This is a genomic window from Paucibacter soli (assembly GCF_037482845.1).
Taxonomy (GTDB): Bacteria; Pseudomonadota; Gammaproteobacteria; order Burkholderiales; family Burkholderiaceae_C; genus Paucibacter_B; species Paucibacter_B soli.
On sequence record NZ_JBBHJW010000012.1, the window covers coordinates 35097 to 56199 of the forward strand.

Genomic DNA, 21103 nt, shown 5'->3' on the forward strand with positions numbered 1-21103 from the left:
TTAAGTTTCGCCTCACTCAACAGCCGCATCATGGCGCTCTCAACGAGAGGAGATGCATATGCGCGGCTGGCTCAAGGACAACAAGGGCTTTCTGGTCTTCCTGATCTGCTTTGGCTTTTTCCGCACCGCCATCGCCGACTGGAACCCCATCCCCTCGGGCTCGATGCGGCCCAATCTGCTGGAGGGCGATGTGGTGTTCGTGAACCGCCTGGCCTACGACCTCAAGCTGCCGCTCACCGACCATGTGCTCGTGCACCTGGGCGAGCCGCAGCGCGGCGACGTGGTCACCTTCGCCTCGCCCAAGGACGGCACGCGGCTGATCAAGCGCCTGGTCGCCCTGCCCGGCGACCGGGTGGAGATGCGGCAGGGCCGGCTGCGCATCAATGGCGAAGAGGCGGCCTATGAGGAGATCGAGTCGCTGCCCGAGCCGGTCGAGCCCTGGGGCCTGGTGCCGGCGCTGCGCATGACCGAGAAGCTCGCCGATGGCCAGCGCCGCGTCCAGCATCTGCAGGGCGTGCTGGCACGCGACCTGCCAGCCACCGTGATCCCGCCCGGCCAGTACCTGATGCTGGGCGACAACCGCGACAACAGCGCCGACTCGCGCTTCATCGGCACCGTGCCGCGCGAGCTCTTGATCGGCCGCGCGGTGCGCATCCTGGCCTCGGCCGATATCAAGGGCAGCTGGCTGCCGCGCTTCGAGCGCTTCGGCCAGCGGCTGTAAAGAGCATCAAGCCCAGAGACGCTGGCGCAGCAGCGGGCTGACGCGGTAACGCTCGCTGCGGTAGGCGTGAAAGAGCTGATCCAGCAGATCGGCCACCGCGGCGGCGCCCACCAGGGCGAGCCACTCGAACGGCCCGGTCGGGTAGTTGACGCCCAGTTTCATCGCCAGATCGGCGGCCTGCTCATCGCAGACGCCCTGCCACACCGCATCGGCGCCCTCGTTGACCAGCATGGCCACACTGCGCGCCACCGCCAGGCCCGGCACATCGCGCAGCACCAGCGGCTCCCAGCCCAGCGCGCGCAGGAAGTTCTGCGCCTGCAGTTGCTGCAGCGCACCAGCATGCGGCGCAAAGGCCAGCGCCAGGGCATCGGCCTTGTCGGGCGCCACCGGCCAGTCCAGCACCGCCAGGCTGGCATGGCCGCGCTCATGCGCCAGCTGCGCGGCGCTGCGGCCGCTGCTGAGGTGCAGTTGCAGATCGCCGAGCTGCACGCCGCACCAGTCGGCCGATTCGCCGCGTGTGTAATCCAGCCCCTTGTGCGTGAGCCAGTCGGCCAGGCGCTCCACCAGTGCGCCGCGCCCCACCACGCTGATCGCGGGCAGCGCGCCCTCGGGCGCCGCCACCGCCGGCACGGTCGCCGGCAGGCCCTCGTAAAAGCCCTTGCCGACCTTGCGCCCCAGCCGCCCACCATCGACCAGCGCCTTCTGCACCAGCGAGGGCACATAGCGCTTGTCGCCGAAGTTGGCATCAAACACCGACTGGGTCACCAGGTAGTTGGTGTCATGCCCGATCAGATCCATCAGCTCGCAGGGCCCCATGCGGAAGCCCGCGCCGCGCAGCGCGCGATCCAGCTGCGCCGGCGTGCCCGCCTGCTCCTGCAGCAGCGCCAGGGTCTCGGCGTAATAGGGCCGGGCAATGCGGTTGACGATGAAGCCGGGCGTGCTCTTGGCATGCACCGGCGTCTTGCCCCATTGCCTGGCCAGCGCCTCGATCACCCGCGCCACGCCGGCATCGGTCTCGGCGCCCGACACCACCTCCACCAGCTTCATCAGCGGCACCGGGTTGAAGAAATGCATGCCCACCAGGCGGGCGGGATGCTGCATGCCATTGGCCAGCGCGGTGACGCTGATCGACGAGGTGTTGGAGGCGATGATGGCCCCGGCCGGCAGCAGCGCGTCCAGCTCGCGCAGCAGCGCCTGCTTGGGCTCCAGCTTCTCGATGATGACCTCCACCACCAGGGCGCAATCGGCCAGCTCGGCGAGCTGCGTCGCCGGGCTGATGCGCGCCATCGTCGCATCGCGCTCGCCCTGCACCATGCGGCCCTTGGCCACCAGGCCGTCGAGCGCCTTGGCGGTCTGTGCAATCGCATGCGCGCTGGCGCCCTCGCGCACATCCAGCAGGCGCACCGGATGGCCGGCCTGCGCCGCCACCTGGGCAATGCCGGCGCCCATCACGCCGGCGCCCACCACGCCGATCACCGCGCTCGCGGCCGGCTCGCTGGCGACGCGCCAGCCCTGCGTTTGATGCATCTCGTCGCTCATGTCTCAGACTTCCTTGTCGTTCGCCGCCGGCGGCACCCAGGCCGCCGGACGCTTGGCCAGAAAGGCCGCAAAACCCTCGCGCGCCTCGGCGCCCATGCGCACGCGCGCGATGGTCTGTGCCGTCAGCTCGCGCACCTCGGCCGTCACCGGCCCAACTGCCAGCTGCGCGAACAGCTGCTTGATCTCGCCCTGCGCCTGCGGCCCATTGGCCAGCAGCTCGGCCGTCCAGCGCGCCAGCGCGGCGTCCAGCTCGGCCGCCCCTTCCACCACCTCGTGCACCATGCCCATGGCCAGCGCCTCGGCGGCATTGATGCGGCTGGCGGTGAGGGCCAGGCGCCGCGCCTGGCGCGGCCCCACGGCATTCAGCACATAGGGGCCGATCACCGCGGGCAGGATGCCGAAGCGCGCCTCGCTGACGGCGAACTTGGCGTCGCTGCTGGCCACCGCGATATCGCAGGCCACGGTGAGGCCCACGCCGCCGCCCAGCGCCAGTCCCTGCACGCGAGCAAACGTGGGTTTGGGGCAGCTGGCGATCTTGTGCAGCATCGCGGCGAAGCGCCGCGCGTCCAGCAGATTGGCCTCCTGCGTGGCCTCGGAGGCGCGCTTCATCCACTGGATGTCGGCACCGGCGCTGAAGGCCTTGCCGGCCCCGGCCAGCACGATCAGGCGCACCCCAGGGTCGGCGCTCAGTTGGTCCATGGCCTGGTCAAGCTCGGCAATCATGGCCTCGTTGAAGGCATTGAATACCTCGGGCCGATTCATGGTCAGGTGCGCAACGCCGCGCGCATCCACCTCGATCTGCACTGTCTCCACGTCTTGTCACTCCTAGGTCAAGGCCAGCAGTATCGCCGCCAACGCACAATGCGGCGTTACCGCACCTAGCCCCGCGATGAATCTGCTTGTCTCGCTGAAATACCTGGTGGCCCTGGATGACCACAAGCACTTCGGCCGTGCCGCCCTGGCCTGCCATGTGACCCAGCCCGCCCTTTCAAACGCGCTGCGCGCCTTGGAGGCGCATTACGCCTGCGCCATCGTCAAACGCGGCCGCGCCTTCGCCGGATTCACCGCGGAAGGTGAACGCGTGCTGAGCAGCGCGCGCCAGTTGCTACGCGAGCAGGAATTGCTGCAGCAGGACTTGCAAGGCCGCGTCGAGGCGCCCTGCGGCCAGCTGCTGCTGGGCGCGGTGCCCACCGCCATGCCGGTGGCCGCACGCTTCGTGGCAATGCTGCAGGACCGCCACCCGGGCATCGTGCCGACGCTGCGCTCGATGAGCTCGGTGGAGTTGGAAACCGGGCTGGACAGCCTGGCCCTGGATCTGGGCCTGGGCTACAACGAGCGCATGGATCGCAGCCAGCTGCGCGTGTTGCCGCAATACGGCGAACAGTACTTTCTGCTGCGGCGCCGCCCAGAGGGCCCGGCCGGCCTGCACCGCGGTGCAGCGATTTCCTGGGCCGAGGCCGGCGGCCTGCCGCTATGCCTGTTGAGCGCCGAGATGCACAACCGCAGCATCATCGACCGCGCCTTTGCCAGCGCCGGCGTGCAGCCGCGCGCGGCGATCGAATCCAACTCCACCGTCACCCTGGTCAGCAGCGTGCTGGCGGGGCGGGTCTGCAGCATCCTGCCCGGCGCCTGGCTGGCCCTGCTGCCTGGCCAGGCGGCGCTGGAGGCCAGGCCGCTGTGCGCGCCCTTGGTCGAGGTGCCGATGGCCTTCATGCTGCACCCGGGCAACCGCCCCTCGCACACCCTGGCCGCGGCGCTGCAATTGGCGCAAGATCCTGTCTGGCAGGACACGCTGCGCCAGGCATCTTTCTTTCTTGATTGACTGAGCATCATCACGCGCGCGAATCGGGCCATCACCCGATTGAATTGGACAGCCTGGCCCGCGTGCGTGTCGAATGGCCCACCCGGACCGCAACCCTGAACCGCCGCAAGGCAGACCCGAGATGATCGACGACGCCCCACTGCTCGAAGTCCTGGCCGCCCATCCGGCGCAGGCCGGCGCCCTGCTGCCGCTGCTGCACGCGCTGCAGGAGCGGCTCGGCCATGTGCCGGAGGCCGCCGTGCCCCGCATCGCCGAGCATCTGAACCTGTCGCGCGCGGAGGTGCATGGCGTGGTCAGCTATTACCACTTCTTTCGCAGCACGCCGCCCGGCCGTCAGCTGTTGCAGATCTGCCGTGCCGAGGCCTGCCAGTCGCGTGGCGGCGAGGCCTTGCTGGCGCATGCTGAAGCGCGCCTCTCCTGCGCCTCGCACAGCACGCGCGCCGATGGCGCGGTGACGCTGGAGCCGGTCTACTGCCTGGGCCTGTGCGCGATGTCGCCGGCCCTGCAGCTGAACGATCAACTGCATGCGCGCATGACGCCGGCCAGGCTCGATGCCCTGCTCGCCAAGGAGGGCCTGTGATGAGCGCCGCCGTGACGAGGGTCTTCGTGCCATGCGACGCCGCCGCGCTCGCGGTGGGCGCCGACGAGGTGGCCGCCGCGCTGCAGCGCGAGGCCGCACAGCGCGGCCTCGCGATCGAGCTGGTGCGCAATGGTTCGCGCGGCCTGTTCTGGCTGGAACCGCTGGTGGAGGTGGCCACGCCCGCCGGCCGCATCGCCTATGGCCCGGTGGCGCCCGAGGACGTGCCGGCGCTGCTGGGCGCCGGCCTGCTGGCCGGTGGTGCGCATGCGCTCAGGCAGGGCGTTACCGACGAGATCCCCTATCTCGCCAGGCAGGAGCGCCTGACCTTCGCCCGCATGGGCATCACCGACCCGCTCTCGCTGGCCGACTACGAGGCCCATCAGGGCTGGGCCGGCCTGAGGCGCGCGCTCGCACTGGACGGCGCCGCCATCGTGCAGGAAGTGACGCAATCCGGCCTGCGCGGCCGCGGCGGCGCGGCCTTCCCGGCCGGCATCAAGTGGCGCACGGTGCAGCAGACCGCGGCGGCGCAGAAGTACGTGGTCTGCAATGCCGACGAGGGCGACTCCGGCACCTACTCCGACCGCATGACGCTGGAGGGCGACCCCTTCATGCTGATCGAGGGCATGACCATCGCGGCGCTGGCGGTGGGCGCCACGCGCGGCTATGTCTACGTCCGCTCCGAATACCCGCATGCCATCGCCACCATGCAGGAGGCGATCCGGCGCGCCACCGCGGCCGGCTTCCTGGGCGCCAGCATCTGCGGCTCGGGCCAGGCCTTCGAGCTGGAAGTGCGCAAGGGCGCGGGCTCCTATGTCTGCGGCGAGGAGACCGCGATGCTGGAGAGCATCGAGGGCAAGCGCGGCGTGGTGCGCGCCAAGCCGCCGCTGCCTGCCGTCGAGGGCCTGTTCGGCCGGCCCACCGTCATCAACAACGTCATCACCTTCGCCAGCGCCCCCCTCATCCTGGCGCGCGGCGCCCAGTTCTATCGAGATTATGGTGTAGGCCGCTCGCATGGAACGCTGCCCTTCCAGCTGGCCGGCAATATCAAGCATGGCGGCCTGGTGGAGAAGGCCTTCGGCCTGACGCTGCGCGAGCTGCTGATCGACTTCGGCGGCGGCACGGCCAGCGGCCGGCCCATCAAGGCGGTGCAGGTGGGCGGCCCGCTGGGCGCCTACATCCCGGAGTCGCAATGGGACGTGCCGCTGGACTACGAGGCCTATGCCGCGATGGGCGCGGTGCTGGGCCATGGCGGCATCGTCGTGCACGACGACACCGCCGATATGTCCAGGCTGGCCCGCTATGCGATGGAGTTCTGCGCCATCGAGTCCTGCGGCAAATGCACGCCCTGCCGCATCGGCTCGACGCGCGGCGTCGAGGTGATTGATCGCATCCGGGCCGACCAGAACCAGGAGAAGCGCGATCAGCATGTCATGCTGCTGCGCGACCTCTGCGACACCATGCTGCACGGCTCGCTCTGTGCCATGGGTGGCATGACGCCCTACCCGGTGCTCTCGGCACTGAACCATTACCCGCAGGACTTCGGTCTGAACGCAGGAGCATGACCATGCAAGCAGACCTGGACTACGGCACGCCGCGCCGCGAATCCACGCAGCAAGTAACGCTTGAGATCGACGGCTTCGCCGTCACCGTGCCGGCCGGCACCTCGCTGATGCGCGCCGCCGCCGAGGCCGGCGTCAATGTGCCCAAGCTCTGCGCCACCGACAGCCTGGAGCCCTTCGGCTCCTGCCGGCTCTGCCTGGTGGAGATAGCGGGCCGCAAGGGCTATCCCGCTTCTTGCACCACGCCGGCCGCGTCCGGCATGAAGGTCAAGACCCAGACACCCAAGCTGCAGGACCTGCGCCGCGGCGTGATGGAGCTCTACATCTCCGACCACCCGCTGGACTGCCTGACCTGCGCCGCCAACGGCGATTGCGAGCTGCAGACGCAGGCCGGCGTGACCGGCCTGCGCAATGTGCGCTATGGCGTGGGTGCGGCGGCCGGCGCGCACCATTGCGACGCCAAGAAGGACGAGTCCAACCCCTATTTCACTTACGACCCCGCCAAGTGCATCGTCTGCAACCGCTGCGTGCGCGCCTGCGAGGAAACCCAGGGGACCTTTGCGCTGACGATCACGGGCCGCGGCTTCGACGCGCGCGTGGCCGCCGGCCAGGACCAGCCCTTCATGGCCTCCGACTGTGTGTCATGCGGCGCCTGCGTGCAGGCCTGCCCGACCGCCACGCTGCAGGAAAAGAGCGTCATCGAGCTGGGCCAGCCCGAGCACAGCGTCATCACCACCTGCGCCTATTGCGGCGTGGGTTGCGGCTTCAAGGCCGAGATGAAGGGCACGCAGGTGGTGCGCATGACGCCCTGGAAGGACGGCAAGGCCAACGAGGGCCACAGCTGCGTGAAGGGCCGCTTCGCCTGGGGCTATGCCACCCATGCCGACCGCATCACCAAGCCCATGATCCGCGCCTCCATCCAGGATCCCTGGCAGGAGGTCAGCTGGGAGGCGGCGCTGTCGCATGCGGCCAGCGAGTTCCGCCGCATCCAGGCCAAGCATGGCCGCGATGCCATCGGCGGCATCACCTCCTCGCGCTGCACCAACGAGGAAACCTATCTGGTGCAGAAGCTGGTGCGCGCCGCCTTCGGCAACAACAATGTCGACACCTGTGCGCGCGTCTGCCACTCGCCCACCGGCTACGGCCTGGGCCAGACCCTGGGCACCTCGGCCGGCACCCAGACCTTCAAGTCGGTGGAGCATGCCGATGTGGTGATGGTGATTGGCGCCAACCCCAGCGATGCGCACCCGGTGTTCGCCTCGCGCCTGAAGAAGCGCCTGCGGGGTGATGGAAAAAGACCGGGAGCCAAGCTGATCGTGGTGGACCCGCGCCGCATCGACCTGGTGAAGTCGCCGCATATAGAGGCCGCCCACCACCTGCAGCTGCGCCCCGGCACCAATGTGGCGGTGATCAGCGCGCTGGCCCATGTGATCGTCACCGAGGGCCTGGTGAACGAGGCCTATGTGGCCGAGCGGTGCGACGCCAAGAGCTTCAAGGAATGGCGCGACTTCGTCGCGCGTGCCGAGAATTCGCCCGAGGCGCTGGAGGCCGCCAGCGGCGTGCCGGCCGCCGAGTTGCGCGCCGCGGCGCGCCTGTACGCCACCGGTGGCAATGCCGCCATCTACTACGGCCTGGGCGTGACCGAGCACAGCCAGGGCTCGACCATGGTGATGGGCATTGCCAACCTGGCCATGGCCACCGGCAATGTCGGCCGCGAGGGCGTGGGCGTGAACCCGCTGCGCGGCCAGAACAATGTGCAGGGCAGCTGCGATATGGGGTCCTTCCCGCATGAGCTGCCGGGCTACCGCCATGTCTCCGACAGCACGGTGCGCGCGCAGTTCGAGGCCGCCTGGGGCGTGGCGATCAACCCCGAACCGGGGCTGCGCATTCCGAATATGTTCGACGCCGCGCTCGCCGGCAGCTTCAAGGGCCTGTACTGCGAGGGCGAGGACATCGTGCAGTCCGATCCCAACACGAAACATGTGGCCGCCGCGCTGATGGCGATGGAATGCGTGGTGGTGCAGGACATCTTCCTCAACGAGACCGCCAAGTACGCCCATGTGTTCCTGCCGGGCTCCAGCTTCCTGGAAAAGGACGGCACCTTCACGAATGCCGAGCGCCGCATCTCGCGCGTGCGCCGCGTCATGCCACCGCTGGCCGGCTATGCCGACTGGGAGGTCACGGTCAAGCTCTCGGAGGCGCTGGGCTATCCCATGCCCTACCGCGATCCCGAGGAGATCATGGCCGAGATCGCCGCGCTCACGCCCACCTTTGCCGGCGTCAGCTACGCCAAGATCGAACGCCTGGGCAGCGTGCAATGGCCTTGCCATGAGGGCACCGACGAGGCCGGCACCGCCATCATGCATGTCGACAAATTCGTGCGCGGCAAGGGGCGCTTCATCATCACCCAGTACCTGCCTACCGACGAGAAGGTGACGCGCCGCTTCCCGCTGCTGCTCACCACCGGCCGCATCCTCAGCCAGTACAACGTCGGCGCGCAGACGCGCCGCACGCCCAACAACGAGTGGCATAGCGAAGACCGGCTGGAGATCCACCCGCACGACGCCGAGGAACGCGGCATCAAGCAGGACGACTGGGTCGGCATCCAGAGCCGCGCCGGCGAGACCGTGCTGCGCGCCACCCTCACCGAGCGGGTGCAGCCGGGCGTGGTCTACACCACCTTCCACTTCCCCGAGTCGGGCGCCAACGTCATCACCACCGACAACTCCGACTGGGCCACCAACTGCCCCGAGTACAAGGTCACGGCGGTGCAGGTGATGCCGGTACAGCAGCCTTCGCAATGGCAGCGCGACTACAGCCGCTTCAACCAGGTGCAGCAGCAGCTGCTGCAGCAGGCGCATGAGCTCGCGCATGGCAAATGAGAAGCTGGGTGCGCGCCGCCTGCCGGTGCAGCGGCTGCGCGCCGGCCAGGCCCCCGAGCACACCCACGACTGGGTGGCCGACGAGGTGCCGGTGGCGCTGGAGATCAATGGCATCAGCCACGCGGTGATGCTGGCCACGCCGCTGGACCTGGAGGACTTCGCGCTCGGCTTCGCGCTCAGCGAGGGCATTCTCGATGCCGCGCACGAGCTCTACGGCGTTGAGGAACTGGCCTCCGAGCTGGGCATCACCCTGCAGCTGCGCGTTGCCGGCGCGGCCTTTGCCCGCCTCAAGCAGCGCCGCCGCACCATGGCCGGCCGCACCGGCTGCGGCCTCTGCGGCACCGAAAGCCTGGGCCAGGTGGCGCGAAGCTTGCCGGTACTCCCCGGGGGTCAGGTCTTGCAGCGCGAGGCCATCAGCCACGCGATGGCGCAGTTCGTCGGTCTGCAGGACCTGCAGCAGGCCACCGGCGCGGTGCATGCCGCGGCCTGGTGTTCGGCCGACGGCGAGGTGCGCTGGCTGCGCGAGGATGTGGGCCGCCACAACGCGCTGGACAAGCTGATCGGCGCACTCGCCCGCCACGCGGTGGACGCCTCGCAGGGTTTCATCGCCGTCACCAGCCGCGCCAGCTTCGAGATGGTGCAGAAGACCGCCGCCGCCGGCGTGCCCCTGCTGGCCGCCGTCTCGGCGCCCACCTCCTTCGCGGTGGCCACCGCCACGCGTGCCAACATGACCCTGGTGGGCTTTGCGCGCCAGCAGGACCTGGTGATCTACTGCCACCCCGAGCGCCTGGCGCTTGTTGAACAGCAACAACCGTCCTCCCCCCATCATGCACATTGACAAGCTGGTCCACATGGCCAACCAGATTGGCGCCTTCTTCGAGGCCATGCCCGATCATCAGGAGGCGGTCGAAGGCATCGCCCAGCATCTCAAGAAGTTCTGGGAGCCGCGCATGCGGCGCGAACTCTTCGCCGCCATCGACGCCGGCACGGCGGGCAGCGCCCTGCTGCCGATTGTTCGCGAGGCGCTGGAAGCGCGGCGGCAAAGCCTGGTCTGAGCCCGGCGCCGACGTCGCTTCCGTTCAAGACTGGGGGGGCCGCCGCTGCCATACTGGCCGTCGCCTACAACAGCGACCCCACCCATGTCTCCCGTCCTCCTCACCCAGGTCCAGAAGACCTATCGGCTGGATGCCGTTGCCGTGCCCGCGCTGCGCGACATCAGCCTGGAAATTGCGCCGGCACGCTTCAGCGTCATCGCCGGCGCCTCCGGCAGCGGCAAGACCACCTTGCTGAACATCATCGGCGGCCTGGATCGCGCCGATGCCGGCGAGGTGCTGCTGCTGGGCGAGCAGGTGCGCCGTCTCAGCGACGACCAGTTGTCCGATCTGCGCGCCCGCCGCCTCGGCTTTGTGTTCCAGAACTTCAATCTGCTGCCAGTCTTCAGCGCCTACGAAAACGTCGAGTACCCGATGCTGCGCCTGGGCCTGGCGGCGCCGCAGCGGCGCGCGCGCGTTGGCGAGTTGCTCGATGCCGTGGGCCTGAGCGACTTCGCCCGCCACCGCCCGGGCCAACTCTCCGGCGGCCAGCGCCAGCGCGTGGCGATTGCGCGCGCCCTGGCCAACCAGCCCGAGCTGGTGCTGGCCGATGAGCCCACCGCCAACCTGGACAGTGCCACCGGCGCCACCATCATCGCGCTGATGCGGCGGCTGCAGCGCGAACGCGGCGTGAGCTTTGTGTTCTCCTCGCACGACCAGCAGCTGCTGGCCGAGGCTGACGAGGTGTTCCATATCCGCGACGGGCGCATCGCCCAGCCGGGCGCAAGCCCGCTGGCGCAAGGCCGGGCCGTCGTCGAGGAGCAATGCGCATGAACGCCGCCACCCTCAAGCTGGCGCTGCGCAATCTGCTGCGCAATCGCCGCCGCTCGCTGACGACCCTGCTGGCCATGGTGATAGGCCTGGGCGCCATCCTGACCTTTGGCGGCTACAGCCGCAACGCCGTCCTTGGCATGGAGACCGGTTTCATCCAGCTCCACGGCCATCTGCAGATTCAGCGCCAAGGCTATTTCCTCTATGGCAGCGGCAACCCGGCCAGCTATGGCATCCGCGACTACCAGGCCCTGATCGAGCGACTGAACAGCGATGCTGAGCTCGGCCCGATGCTGAGCGTCATCACGCCCAAGCTGGAACTGGGCGGTTTGGCCGGGCATTTCGCAGCCAACCAGTCCACCCCCGTGGCCGCCACCGGCATCGAGGCCGAGGGCCAGGCCGCGCTGCGCCGCTGGGACGACTATGGCGCCGCCATGTACGCGGCCCAGATGGACCTGTCCGGTAGCCCGGCCAATGCCGTCATCATCGGCCATGGCGTGGCCCGCAAGCTGCTGCTGTGCGGGCCGCTGCGCGTCAGCGACTGCCCGCCGGCGCCCGAGCAGGAGCCGGCCGGCAACGCCGCCGCGCTGCCGGCCGATATTGCGGCGCTTTCGCAAGCGCAGCCCCGTGCCGGCGACGCCGACCCGGTACAGATCGAGATGCTGGCCGCCAGCCTGCGCGGCGCCCCCAATGTCGTGGGCCTGACGGTGCTGCGGGCCGAGAATTTCGGGCTCAAGGAATTTGACGACCGCATCGCCGTGATGCACCTGAGCCAGGCGCAGAAGCTGGTCTACGGCGCCAGCCAGGCGCAGGTAACGGCGCTGCAGATCCAGCTCAAGCACAGCTGGCAACTGCCGGCCGCACGCGCCCGGCTGGCGGCGCTGCTGAAGCAGCAGCCCTTTGCGCTGCAGCCGCTGGAGGCGCTGGATTTCATGACGCTGGCGCCGATGTACCGCCAGAGCCTGGAGTTCTTCGATTCGATGTTCGGTTTCATCGCGGTCCTGATCGGGGTGATCGTGCTGTTCACCGTCGGCAACACCATGAGCACCGCGGTGATCGAGCGCACCGCCGAGATCGGCACGCTGCGCGCCATCGGTGAACGCCGCAGCGGCGTGCGCTGCCTGTTCCTGGGCGAGGGGCTGTTGCTGGGACTGATCGGCGTGACGCTGGGTCTGATCGCGGCGCTGATCGTCTCCGCCCTGGTCAACCGTGCGGGGCTGAGCTGGACGCCGCCGGGCTATGTCTACGCCTACCCGATCAAGGTGCGACTGCTGGGCGACTGGGGCCTGCTCGGCGGCAGTGCGCTGGGCCTGCTGGGCGTGGCCCTGCTCTCGGCCTGGTGGCCGGCGCAACGCGCGGCGCGCATGCAGATCGTTGACGCGCTGCGCCATGTCTAGGGGGCCGCGATGCATGTCGAACTGAAGCGCCGTGCCTGGCTTGCGCTGCTGGGCGCCCTCGCCCTGGGCGGGACGGCCAGGGCGGGCACCGACCCACAGGCCCTGCTGGCCGCCAGCGATGCGGTGCGCAACCCCGCGCATGGCTTCGGGCTCACCAACACCCTGATCGAGTACCGGCAGGGCAAGCAAACCGACAGCAATGCGCTGGCGGTCTATTCCAAGGCCGATGCCAGTGGCCAGTTCCGCAGCCTGGTGCGCTTTCTTGCCCCGGCCCGCGACGCCGGCAAGCTGATGCTCTACAGCGGTCGCGATCTGTGGTTCTATGACCCCGCCAATCGCGCCAGCATCCGGCTCTCGCCGCAGCAGCGCTTGCTGGGCCAGGCCTCCAACGGCGATGTCGTGACCGTCAACCTGGCGCGCGACTACCAGGCCGTGGAGGCCACGGAAGAAGAGGTCAGCGATGGCGATCGTCAACCGCGCCGCGCCTGGCGGCTCTCCCTCTCGGCGCGCAACAGCGATGCCAGCTACCACCGCATCCTGCTGTGGATCAGCGTCGAGGGCATGCGCCCGCTCAAGGCCCAGTTCCTGGCCGAAAGCGGCGCGCTCCTGAAGACCGCCTTCTATCGCCGCTACCAGAAGCAGCTCGGCGCAGAACGCCCGACCGAGACCGTGATCATCGACGGGCTCGATCCAAGCTGGGTCACCATCATGCGCCTGAGCGACTGGACGCGCCGCGAGGTCCCCGAGGCATGGCTTCAGCGCGACTATCTGCCGCGCTTCCAGCCCGAATGAGCGGCCTCAAGCACCTGACCCTGCTGATGCTGCTGCAGGGCCTGGCCCTGCCCGCCAGCCGGGCGCAGAGCAGCGCCGAGCAGGCGGCCCTGGGGCTGGCCGATCAACTGCCCGAAGTGGCCATGACGCCCACGCCCAAGGGCTGGCAAGGCCATGCCGAACTCGCCTGGGGGCAGGCGCGATCCAGCGCTGTTGGCGCAGCTTGGCGAAGCCAGCAGCGGCAGTCGCTGGCGCTGCAGGCCGATGTCAATCCGGCCCCGGCCTGGCGCTTGATCGGCGTCGCCAGGCTGGACCGCAGCGACCCGGCGCAGGCGCCCTATCCGCAGGCCCTGTTGAGTTTGCAGGAGGCCTATGCCTCCTGGCGCTCCGACACGAGCCTGCTGCTGGACCTTGGCCGTGTCAATGCGCGCCAGGGCCTGGGCACGGGATACAACCCCAGCGATTTCCTGCGCGCCGGGGCCCTGCGCTCGCAGATCTCGGTGGATCCGGCCAGCCTCAAGACGAATCGCCTGGGCACCGTGATGCTGCGCGCGCAAGGCCTGTGGGAGGGCGGTGCGCTGAGCGCCCTGCTGGCGCCCAAGCTCGCCGAGGCGCCCAGCCGCGCCGGCCTGAGCCTCGATCTGGGCGCCAGCAACGAGCGCAGCCGCTGGCTGCTGGCCTGGAGCCAGCGCTGGAGCGAGGACCTGCAGCCGCAATGGCTGCTGGCCGGCGCCGACGGGCAGACGCCCCAGCTTGGCCTGAACATCAGCAGCCTGGCTGGCCAGGCCGGCCTGCTGTATCTGGAATGGGCGGGTGGCCGCGCGCCCACACAACAGGCGCAGGCGCTGGGCGAGCGCGATGCGCCGCGCCACTGGCAGCAGCGCCTGGCGACCGGCCTGCGCTACACCGCGGCCAACAAGCTGACGCTCACGCTGGAATGGGCCTACGACAGCGCGGCCCCAGGGCGCGCGGACTGGCAGCGACTGCAGACCCAGGCGCAAGCCTATGCGGCCTACCGCGTCTGGGCACAGCGCGCACAGGAACTCAGCACGCGCAGCCAATGGGGCCTGTACGCCAACTGGCCCGACGCCCTGGGCCTGCAGCATCTGGACCTGGGCGCGCTGCTGCAACGCAATTCCGAGGACCACAGCCGCCTGGCCTGGTTGGAACTGCGCTACCGCTGGCCGGGTCTGGAGCTGGCGCTGCAATATCAGTCCAGCAGCGGCCATGCCGGCAGCGTCTACGCCGGCCTGCCACTGTCCAGCGCCTGGCAGCTGGGCCTGCGCGGCTACTTCTGAATCCACCCATGGCAGCCCGCCCTAGCCAAATGCCCCAGATGCGCAGCAAGCCCACATTCCTCCAGCCCCTTGCCCTGCGAGGTCGCGAGCTGCTGATCGAGACCCAATGGCTCAGCCCCGAGCGCAGCCATGCGCCGCTGACCGTGTTCCTGCACGAGGGCCTGGGCTCGCTGTCGCAATGGCGCGAATTCCCGCAGCGTCTGTGCGATGCCCTTGGCTGCCGCGGCCTGGTGTTCTCGCGCCCCGGCTATGGCAAGAGCACACCGCGCACCGACGCTTGGCCGCAGGACTATCTGCAACGCCAGTCGCGCGAGCTGCTGCCGGCCTATTTCGACGCGCTCGGCCTGCAGCACGATGAACGCCTGTTCCTGTTCGGCCACAGCGACGGCGCCAGCCTGGCCCTGCTGTTCGCGGCCGCCTTTCCGGCGCGCGTGCGCGGCCTGGTGGCGCTGGCGCCGCATCTGTTCGTCGAGCCGATGACGGTCGCGGGCCTGCGCAAGGCCAAAGAGGCGTTCGAGTCGGGCCGCTCGCTGCGCGCCGCCCTGGCCCGCCACCATGCCGACGTCGACTCGGCCTTCTATGGCTGGAACGATGCCTGGCTGCGCCCGGGCTTCGCCGAGCAATGGAATATCGAGGCCGAGCTGCGCGGCCTGGCCTGCCCGGTGCTGGCCCTGCAGGGCGAGGGCGATGAATACGGCAGCCTGGCGCAGATCGAGGCCGTGGGACGCATCCATCCCGCCGTCAGGGTGCTCGCCCTGGAACAATGTGGCCATGCGCCCCAACGCGATCAAACAGATCGCGTCATCGCCGAGACGCTGCGACTCTGGCAGGCATGCCAGTGAGACACCCTCGCAGCATCGAAGGCCGGGGTTGTGCGCGATTGTCTGGAGGTGCCCGACTTGCTCGCTAGAACGAAAACGACGCGGACCGAATATGCGCGCCTGCTGCTGCCCAGCAGGGCAGTGAGCGGCTGCCTCTTCGCCGGCATCCTGCGCGATACGCGCGGCTGCAATTTCGACCCTCAGGATCGCTTCAACTACTACCCGGCCACGCCCATGCCGGCCCTGCACTGGGTGTTCGAGGGCGACTTCCACCAGGTCCTGCCCGATGGCGACGGTGCCCAGTCGCGCCTGGGTCCGCGCCTGCACCGGCTGCTGGTGTCCGGGCCTCAGTCCCTGCCGCCGGCCAGCTGGTCGCAGGGCGACGCGCATGCCATGGCCCTGTCCTTCTACCCGGATGCGCTGAGCCAGTTGCTGGGCTTTCCCGTCGCCACGCTGAAGGACCGCGTGCTGGCTTTGCACGAGGTGGTGGCGGCCGACAATCCCTTGCTGCGGGCCTGCGAGACCCTGTTTGCCGAGATGCCGCTGCCGGATCCCTTTGAGCGCTTCGAGGCCCTGCTGGCGCCGCTATGGTCGGGCGCGCAGGCATGGCGGCCGCTGCCCATGCTTAGCGACTGGATCAACGGCCTGGCCAGCCGCATGGCCTTCTCCAGCGCCGGCCGCAGCCTGCGCCAGCTGCAGCGCCAGATCAAGCTGCGCACCGGGCAGAGCATGCGTGAGCTGCAGCTCTATGCACGGGTCGAGCAGGCTTGGGCCCATTACCACAGGGAAGCCGGGATGCAGCCCATGAACATGGCGCAGTTGGCCGCCGACTCCGGCTATGCGGATCAATCGCATATGACGCGCGAGGTGCGCCGCGTCACCGGCATGTCGCCCAGCCAGCTGATGGCGCGCATGCGCCGCGAAGAGCCCTTCTGGGCCTACCGCCTGCTGGGCGAGGTGATTGCCAGCACCGCCACGCCCGGCAAAGGCGCGGCGGTGGAAAGGGCATGGCCCCCCGGTTCGACCGCCCCGAAAGGGGAGTAGCCGAGCCAAGCAAATCAGGGCTGCTCGACTGCATTCAGCCCACCAAAGCACCTATGCCCGGCCCCACCACCAGATTGCGCCCGCCCTGCTTGGCGCGGTAGAGCGCGGCATCGGCCGCGGACACCAGGCGTTCGGCCACCGCCGGCAGGGTGGCATCGGCGGCCGAGCCGTCCACCTCTTCCAGCATCGCCAGCCCGATCGAGGCGGTGATGGCGAGCACCTGGCCGGCGGCCGCGGGCATTTGCTGGGCGGCGATGCGCTGGCGGATGCGCTCGGCGATCTCGCGCGCCGCCGCCGCCGGCGCGCGCGGCAGCAGCACCACGAATTCCTCGCCACCCCAGCGCGCCACCGTGTCGCCGGCGCGCAGCTGGGCCTGGATCAACAGCCCCACGGTGCGCAGCACCAGGTCGCCGCGCGCATGGCCATGGCTGTCGTTGATGCGCTTGAAGAAGTCCACATCCAGGAACAGGCAGGCCAGCGCATGGTGGTGGCGGCGCGCCTGCGCGATCTCGATCTGGCAGCGGTGCTCGAAATAACGCCGGTTGTGCACGCCGGTGAGCATGTCGGTGAGGCCGGCGAGCTTGAGCCGCTCCTGGTTCAGCACGCTCTCCAGGCACACCGCGACGATGGCCGCCAGGCGTTCGAGGAACTGGGTGCCGGCCTGCGCGTCGTAGCGCTGCGCATCCAGGCTGCCGAAGTGCAGGCTGCCGATCAGCTCGCCGCGGCGCAGCAGCGGCAGCAGCGCCACCGAGCGGGGCTGGACGGTGCCGAACAGGGCCGCGTGGCGGCGCGCATCGAAGGGTCCAAGCCAGGGTCGCGGCACCCTGCCGTAGAGGGCTTCGAGCTCGTCGGCCAGCGGCAGCAGGCGTAGCGCCTCCAGTTCCGGCTCGGCCTGGGTCTTCAGCAGGCGGCTCAGCTCCAGCTCGCGGTCCAGCAGGCTCAGGGTCACGCTGTCGATGCCGAAGGCCGGCTTGTAATCGCACAGCAGCAGCTTCACCAGCTCGACCACCGAGCCCGCGCCGATCAGGCGATGCTCCAGGCCTTCGAAGCGGCGCAGCTTGTCTTCGTTGGCACGCGCCTCGCGCAGCAGCGCATCCAGCTGGCCCCGCAAGGCCAGGTTCTCTGCCGCCAGTCCCTCGAGTTCTGTTCGCAATCCGCGCTCCTCCAGCCTCGGCCGTTTCGCCTCAGGCGAGAATGTAGCCGCAAGCTGGTGCCATGCCAGCAGGGGAGACACCATGATTCTGGAACTTGCCGATATCCGCATCCAGCCCGGCCAGCAGGCCGCCTTCGAGGAGGCCCTGCATCGCGGCGTGCAGACCGTGATCTCGCGGGCCCAGGGCTTTGTGGGCTACCGCCTGCGCAAGGGCCTGGAGTCGCCCGAGCGCTATCTGCTGCTGATCGAATGGGCCACGCTGGAAGACCACACGGTGCATTTCCGCGGCGGGCCGCTGTTCGCCGAATGGCGCGCCATCGTCAGGCCCTTCTTCGCCAGCCCGCCCCAAGTCGAACACTTCTGCCAGGTATGACCCACCCCCTACGCGCTGCGCGCGCCCCCTCCAGGGGGCAAGACCGGCGGCCCGGCAAAGCCGCTGCCGCGGGCTTTGCTGGATCGGCGCGGCTCGCGCTCGTGGGACTCTGCCTCGCCCTGCTCGGCTGCGCCGGCCCGCGCGGCCAGCAGCGCAGCCAGGCGCCGGCGCCGCAGGCGCAGCACCTGGCGAACGCCCAGGCGCTCGCGGCCAGCGGCTACCGCTCGCCGATCCAGCAGGGCACGAGCTTCAGCCCGCAGCATTGGCTGCTGCGCGGCGAAAGCCTGCCGCTGGCGCTGACCCTGCCGAGCGCAAACCAGCAGGGTCAGGTCTTGCCCCTGGTGGTCTACCTGCCCGGCCTGGGCGAGTCCGAGCAGGCCGGCGCGCTGTGGCGCCAGGCCTGGGCGCGCGCCGGCTACGCGGTGCTGTCGGTGCAGCCGCTGGACGAGGATGCGCTGGCCTGGGGTTCGGAGCTGGCGCGTGCCGCCGAGTTCAGGACCCTGGCGCGCGAGCGCCATGCCGCCAGCGCGGCGCGCCTGGCCAGGCTGGAGGCGCTGCTGCAGGAGGCGCGCCGCCGCGCCGCCGCCGGCGACCCCGATTGCGCGCGGCTGGACTTCGGCCGCATGGCCATCGCCGGCTACGACCTGGGCGCCCAAAGCGCCCTGCTGCTGGCGCCGCAGTTCCGCGCCGGTATCCTGCTCAGCCCCCTGGTGGCGCCGGGCGAGGAAGATGCGGCGCGCTATGCCGGCATCCAGGTGCCGGTGCTGAGCATCACCGCCAGGCAAGACCTGGACCCGAGCGGCTTCGTTGCCTCCGCCGAGGCGCGCCGCCTGCCCTTTCGCCTGATGCCCGCCGGCGCCAAATACCTCCTGCTGCTGGACGGCGCCAACCATGCGCGCCTGGCCGGCCACAGCGATGAGGAGCTGGACGCGCTGGCCCAGGATCGCATGCTCGGCCAGGGCGCCCGCGGCGCCGAGCGGCGTGGCCGTGGCGGCACGACGCGCGGCAACATGCAACTACAGCAACAGCAGCAGCCCAGCTTGCCAAGTGCACGCGGCCTGCCGCTGCGCGAGGCGCATGGCAAAAGCGAATTCGATGCCGTGATCGCCACCACCACCGTGGCCTTTCTGGACGCCCATCTGCGCGAGCGCCCGGCCGCGCGCCAATGGCTGCAGGCCGAGGCGCAGGCCTGGCTGGGCGAGCTGGGGCAGTGGCAGCAGCGTTGATGGATTGACTGGTGTAAGAAATATGGCGGCCGGACGACCAAGCACCGATATGACTATTGCCATGCGCGCCCTACTCGCCGTCGCCCTCGCCGGCGCCCTGCTGCTGGGCTGCGCCCAGCCCTCCCACCTGGCCCTGCCGCGTCAGCAGGCCTGGTTCGAGGATCAGCAGATCGACTACATCACCACCGACATTTCCGACGCTGCGATGGCGCGGGCGCTGGGCGTCAACTACGCGCCGCGCCTGGCCGATGCGCTGCCGCCCGAGGGCGCACAGGCTCCGGGCCCGGCGCGCACGGTGCTGGAGCGGGTCTACAAATTCATGGCCGACGAGCAGGCCAGCATCTTTGCCTCGGTGCCCAGGCCGGTCGGGCCCGCCAGCCTCGACACGAGCTACAGCCCCCTGTGGCTGCTGGTGGAGGTGCGTTGGCAGCCAGGCCTCAAGCCGCGGCTGCTGACCTCGGAAGAGGCCCTGCTGGCCGCCGAGGAGCGCGGCGAGCTGACGCTGCGGCGCAGCCGCATCGTCGTCAACTGCCCGGTGCTGCGCAGCGAGCGCGGCGGCGCGCTGCGGGACCTGCGCGAACTGCGCTGAGCCGCAGCGTCCGTCCGCCCGTCCTGTCCGGCCTGTCCGGCCTGTCCGGCGCCACTGTCCGCGGACAGCCGGAGCGCCCGCCAGGCGCGGCCAAGTGCCTGATTCATATCGGTCCAGCCAGGACGCCCTGGCTGGCACGCGGCTTGCGTTGACAGGGCTACTGCCCAAACCCATGGCCAAGCCCTAATGATCCGAGACACCTCCGCCCAAGACCAGCTCCTGCCCCAGGGCCCGCGCCGCGGCCGCCGTATCGCCATCGCGGCCGCCGCCATAAGCTGTGTGGGCCTGGTGGCCTGGGCCGCCCCCGGCCTGAAGCGCCAGTTCTCCGCCGATCAGTCGATCAGCGCCGCCCGCCTCTCGCTGGCCAGCGTGGAGCTGGGGCCGCTCACGCGCGATGTGGCCGGCGACGGCAAGGTGGTGGCGGCCGTCAGCCCCACGCTGTTTGCCGGCAATGCCGGCGCCGTGAGCCTGCTGGTGCAGGCCGGCGACGCCGTCAAACGCGAGCAGGTGCTGGCCCGCATTGCCAGCCCGGAGCTGACCGCGCGCCTGGCGCAGGAGCGCAGCAACGCCGACGCCCTCAAGAGCGAGCTGCTGCGCGCCGAGGCCGATGCGCGCCAGCAGATCGCCCAGGCGCAGAGCCTGCTGGAAACCAACCAGATCGCCTTCCAGACCGCGCAGAACGACTTGAAGCGCCAGACCCAGGCCTTCGAGGCCGGCGCCACCGCCGGCATGCAGGTGGACCTGGCGCGCGATGCGCTGGCGCGCGCCCAGGTTGCGCTCAAGCAGGCGCAGGGCCTGCTGGGCCTGAAGGACGACGCCCTCAAGTTCGAGCTGCAGGCCAAGCGCCAGGCGCATGAGCGCCAGCTGCTGCAGGTCAGGGAGCTGGAGCGTCAGGTGGAGGAGCTGCAGGTGCGCTCGCCGGTGGACGGCCAGGTAGGCCAGCTCTTCGTCACCGAGCGCAGCAGCGTGGCCAAGGACGCCAAGCTGCTGTCGGTCATTGACCTCAGCGCCCTGGAGGTGCAGATGCAGGTGGCCGAGAGCTTTGCGCGCGAACTCACGCCCGGCATGGGCGGCGAGATCAGCAGCGGCAGCCAGAAATGGAAGGGCGTGGTCAGTTCGATCTCGCCCGAGGTGGTGAATAACGAGGTGGCGGCGCGGCTGCGCTTCGAGGGCCCGCGCCCCGAACAACTGCGCCAGAACCAGCGCCTGTCGGTGCGCGTGCTGCTGGACCAGCGCGAGCGCGTGCTGAGCGTGGCGCGCGGCAGCTTCATCGAGGAGGGCGGCGGCCGCTTTGCCTACGTCGTGCAGGGCGGCCAGGCCGTCAAGCGCGCCATCCGCCTGGGCGCACAGAGCCTGGCCAAGGTCGAGGTGCTCGAAGGCCTGGTGGCCGGCGAACGCATCGTGATCTCCGGCGCCGAGGCCTTCAAGGGCGCCGAGCGCGTCAACATCAGTCAATGAACAGCGAG

Annotated in this window: 20 protein-coding genes; 17 read left to right on the top strand and 3 right to left on the bottom strand. The window is 69.8% G+C overall.

The genetic code is table 11. The features are described 5' to 3' along the window. Positions 1-58 precede the first annotated feature (58 nt). The gene (lepB, locus tag WG898_RS22055; protein ID WP_339604940.1) at positions 59-721 is read left to right on the top strand and encodes a signal peptidase I; all 663 of its coding nucleotides are present in this window, start codon (positions 59-61) and stop codon (positions 719-721) included. 6 nt (positions 722-727) lie between these two features. Here the strand turns inward: lepB and WG898_RS22060 are convergent, their stop codons facing one another. Continuing rightward, entirely contained in the window at positions 728-2260 is a 1533-nt protein-coding gene (locus WG898_RS22060; protein WP_339604941.1) for a 3-hydroxyacyl-CoA dehydrogenase, read from the bottom strand. Between the two features lie 3 nt (positions 2261-2263). Further along, entirely contained in the window at positions 2264-3073 is an 810-nt protein-coding gene (locus WG898_RS22065; protein WP_339604942.1) for an enoyl-CoA hydratase-related protein, read from the bottom strand. Positions 3074-3149: 76 nt separating this feature from the next. Between WG898_RS22065 and WG898_RS22070 the strand changes: the two genes are divergently transcribed. The 12 genes from WG898_RS22070 (at position 3150) to WG898_RS22125 (ending at position 16296) form a co-directional block, all read left to right on the top strand. Beyond that, a complete protein-coding gene (locus tag WG898_RS22070) occupies positions 3150-4082 on the top strand; it encodes a LysR substrate-binding domain-containing protein (protein ID WP_339604943.1) in 933 nt (310 codons plus the stop codon). 121 nt (positions 4083-4203) lie between these two features. Continuing rightward, positions 4204-4662: a formate dehydrogenase subunit gamma gene (locus WG898_RS22075; RefSeq protein WP_339604944.1), complete on the top strand. Its 459-nt coding sequence runs from the start codon at positions 4204-4206 to the stop codon at positions 4660-4662. Next, positions 4662-6224 carry a formate dehydrogenase beta subunit gene (locus tag WG898_RS22080; RefSeq protein WP_339604945.1) on the top strand — a complete coding sequence of 521 codons (1563 nt, stop codon included), beginning with the start codon at positions 4662-4664 and terminating at the stop codon, positions 6222-6224. The genes WG898_RS22075 and WG898_RS22080 overlap by 1 nt, the downstream gene beginning before the upstream one ends. Before the next feature lie 2 nt (positions 6225-6226). Then, the gene (gene fdhF / locus WG898_RS22085; RefSeq protein WP_339604946.1) at positions 6227-9103 is read left to right on the top strand and encodes a formate dehydrogenase subunit alpha; all 2877 of its coding nucleotides are present in this window, start codon (positions 6227-6229) and stop codon (positions 9101-9103) included. Further along, on the top strand, positions 9093-9941 hold the full coding sequence (fdhD, locus tag WG898_RS22090; protein ID WP_339604947.1) for a formate dehydrogenase accessory sulfurtransferase FdhD: 849 nt from the start codon (positions 9093-9095) through the stop codon (positions 9939-9941). The genes fdhF and fdhD overlap by 11 nt, the downstream gene beginning before the upstream one ends. Further along, positions 9931-10158 carry a formate dehydrogenase subunit delta gene (locus tag WG898_RS22095; protein WP_339604948.1) on the top strand — a complete coding sequence of 76 codons (228 nt, stop codon included), beginning with the start codon at positions 9931-9933 and terminating at the stop codon, positions 10156-10158. The genes fdhD and WG898_RS22095 overlap by 11 nt, the downstream gene beginning before the upstream one ends. A gap of 84 nt (positions 10159-10242) precedes the next feature. After that, the gene (locus WG898_RS22100; protein WP_339604949.1) at positions 10243-10968 is read left to right on the top strand and encodes an ABC transporter ATP-binding protein; all 726 of its coding nucleotides are present in this window, start codon (positions 10243-10245) and stop codon (positions 10966-10968) included. Then, entirely contained in the window at positions 10965-12362 is a 1398-nt protein-coding gene (locus WG898_RS22105) for an ABC transporter permease (protein ID WP_339604950.1), read from the top strand. Before WG898_RS22100 ends, WG898_RS22105 begins: the two co-directional genes overlap by 4 nt. A 9-nt stretch (positions 12363-12371) precedes the next feature. Further along, on the top strand, positions 12372-13154 hold the full coding sequence (locus WG898_RS22110) for an outer membrane lipoprotein-sorting protein (protein WP_339604951.1): 783 nt from the start codon (positions 12372-12374) through the stop codon (positions 13152-13154). After that, positions 13151-14431 (top strand): hypothetical protein, encoded by a 1281-nt coding sequence (locus WG898_RS22115; protein ID WP_339604952.1) that lies wholly within the window; start codon positions 13151-13153, stop codon positions 14429-14431. Before WG898_RS22110 ends, WG898_RS22115 begins: the two co-directional genes overlap by 4 nt. A gap of 8 nt (positions 14432-14439) precedes the next feature. Beyond that, entirely contained in the window at positions 14440-15273 is an 834-nt protein-coding gene (locus tag WG898_RS22120; protein WP_339604953.1) for an alpha/beta fold hydrolase, read from the top strand. Between the two features lie 57 nt (positions 15274-15330). Continuing rightward, positions 15331-16296, top strand: coding sequence for an AraC family transcriptional regulator (locus WG898_RS22125; protein ID WP_339604954.1), 966 nt, complete (start codon positions 15331-15333; stop codon positions 16294-16296). A gap of 34 nt (positions 16297-16330) precedes the next feature. Here WG898_RS22125 and WG898_RS22130 read toward each other — a convergent pair whose 3' ends face one another. Continuing rightward, complete coding sequence (locus WG898_RS22130) at positions 16331-17449, bottom strand: GGDEF domain-containing protein (protein WP_339604955.1); 1119 nt, start codon at positions 17447-17449, stop codon at positions 16331-16333. An 82-nt stretch (positions 17450-17531) separates the two neighbouring features. On the opposite strand from WG898_RS22130, the gene WG898_RS22135 reads away from it, so the two are divergent. From WG898_RS22135 to WG898_RS22150, 4 genes are all read left to right on the top strand, one after another. Beyond that, positions 17532-17822 carry an antibiotic biosynthesis monooxygenase family protein gene (locus tag WG898_RS22135; protein WP_339604956.1) on the top strand — a complete coding sequence of 97 codons (291 nt, stop codon included), beginning with the start codon at positions 17532-17534 and terminating at the stop codon, positions 17820-17822. A gap of 101 nt (positions 17823-17923) precedes the next feature. Continuing rightward, entirely contained in the window at positions 17924-19048 is a 1125-nt protein-coding gene (locus tag WG898_RS22140; RefSeq protein ID WP_339604957.1) for an alpha/beta hydrolase family protein, read from the top strand. Between the two features lie 61 nt (positions 19049-19109). After that, positions 19110-19637, top strand: coding sequence for a DUF7482 domain-containing protein (locus tag WG898_RS22145; RefSeq protein ID WP_339604958.1), 528 nt, complete (start codon positions 19110-19112; stop codon positions 19635-19637). A 186-nt stretch (positions 19638-19823) separates the two neighbouring features. Further along, positions 19824-21095 (top strand): efflux RND transporter periplasmic adaptor subunit, encoded by a 1272-nt coding sequence (locus WG898_RS22150; protein ID WP_339604959.1) that lies wholly within the window; start codon positions 19824-19826, stop codon positions 21093-21095. Positions 21096-21103 lie beyond the last annotated feature (8 nt).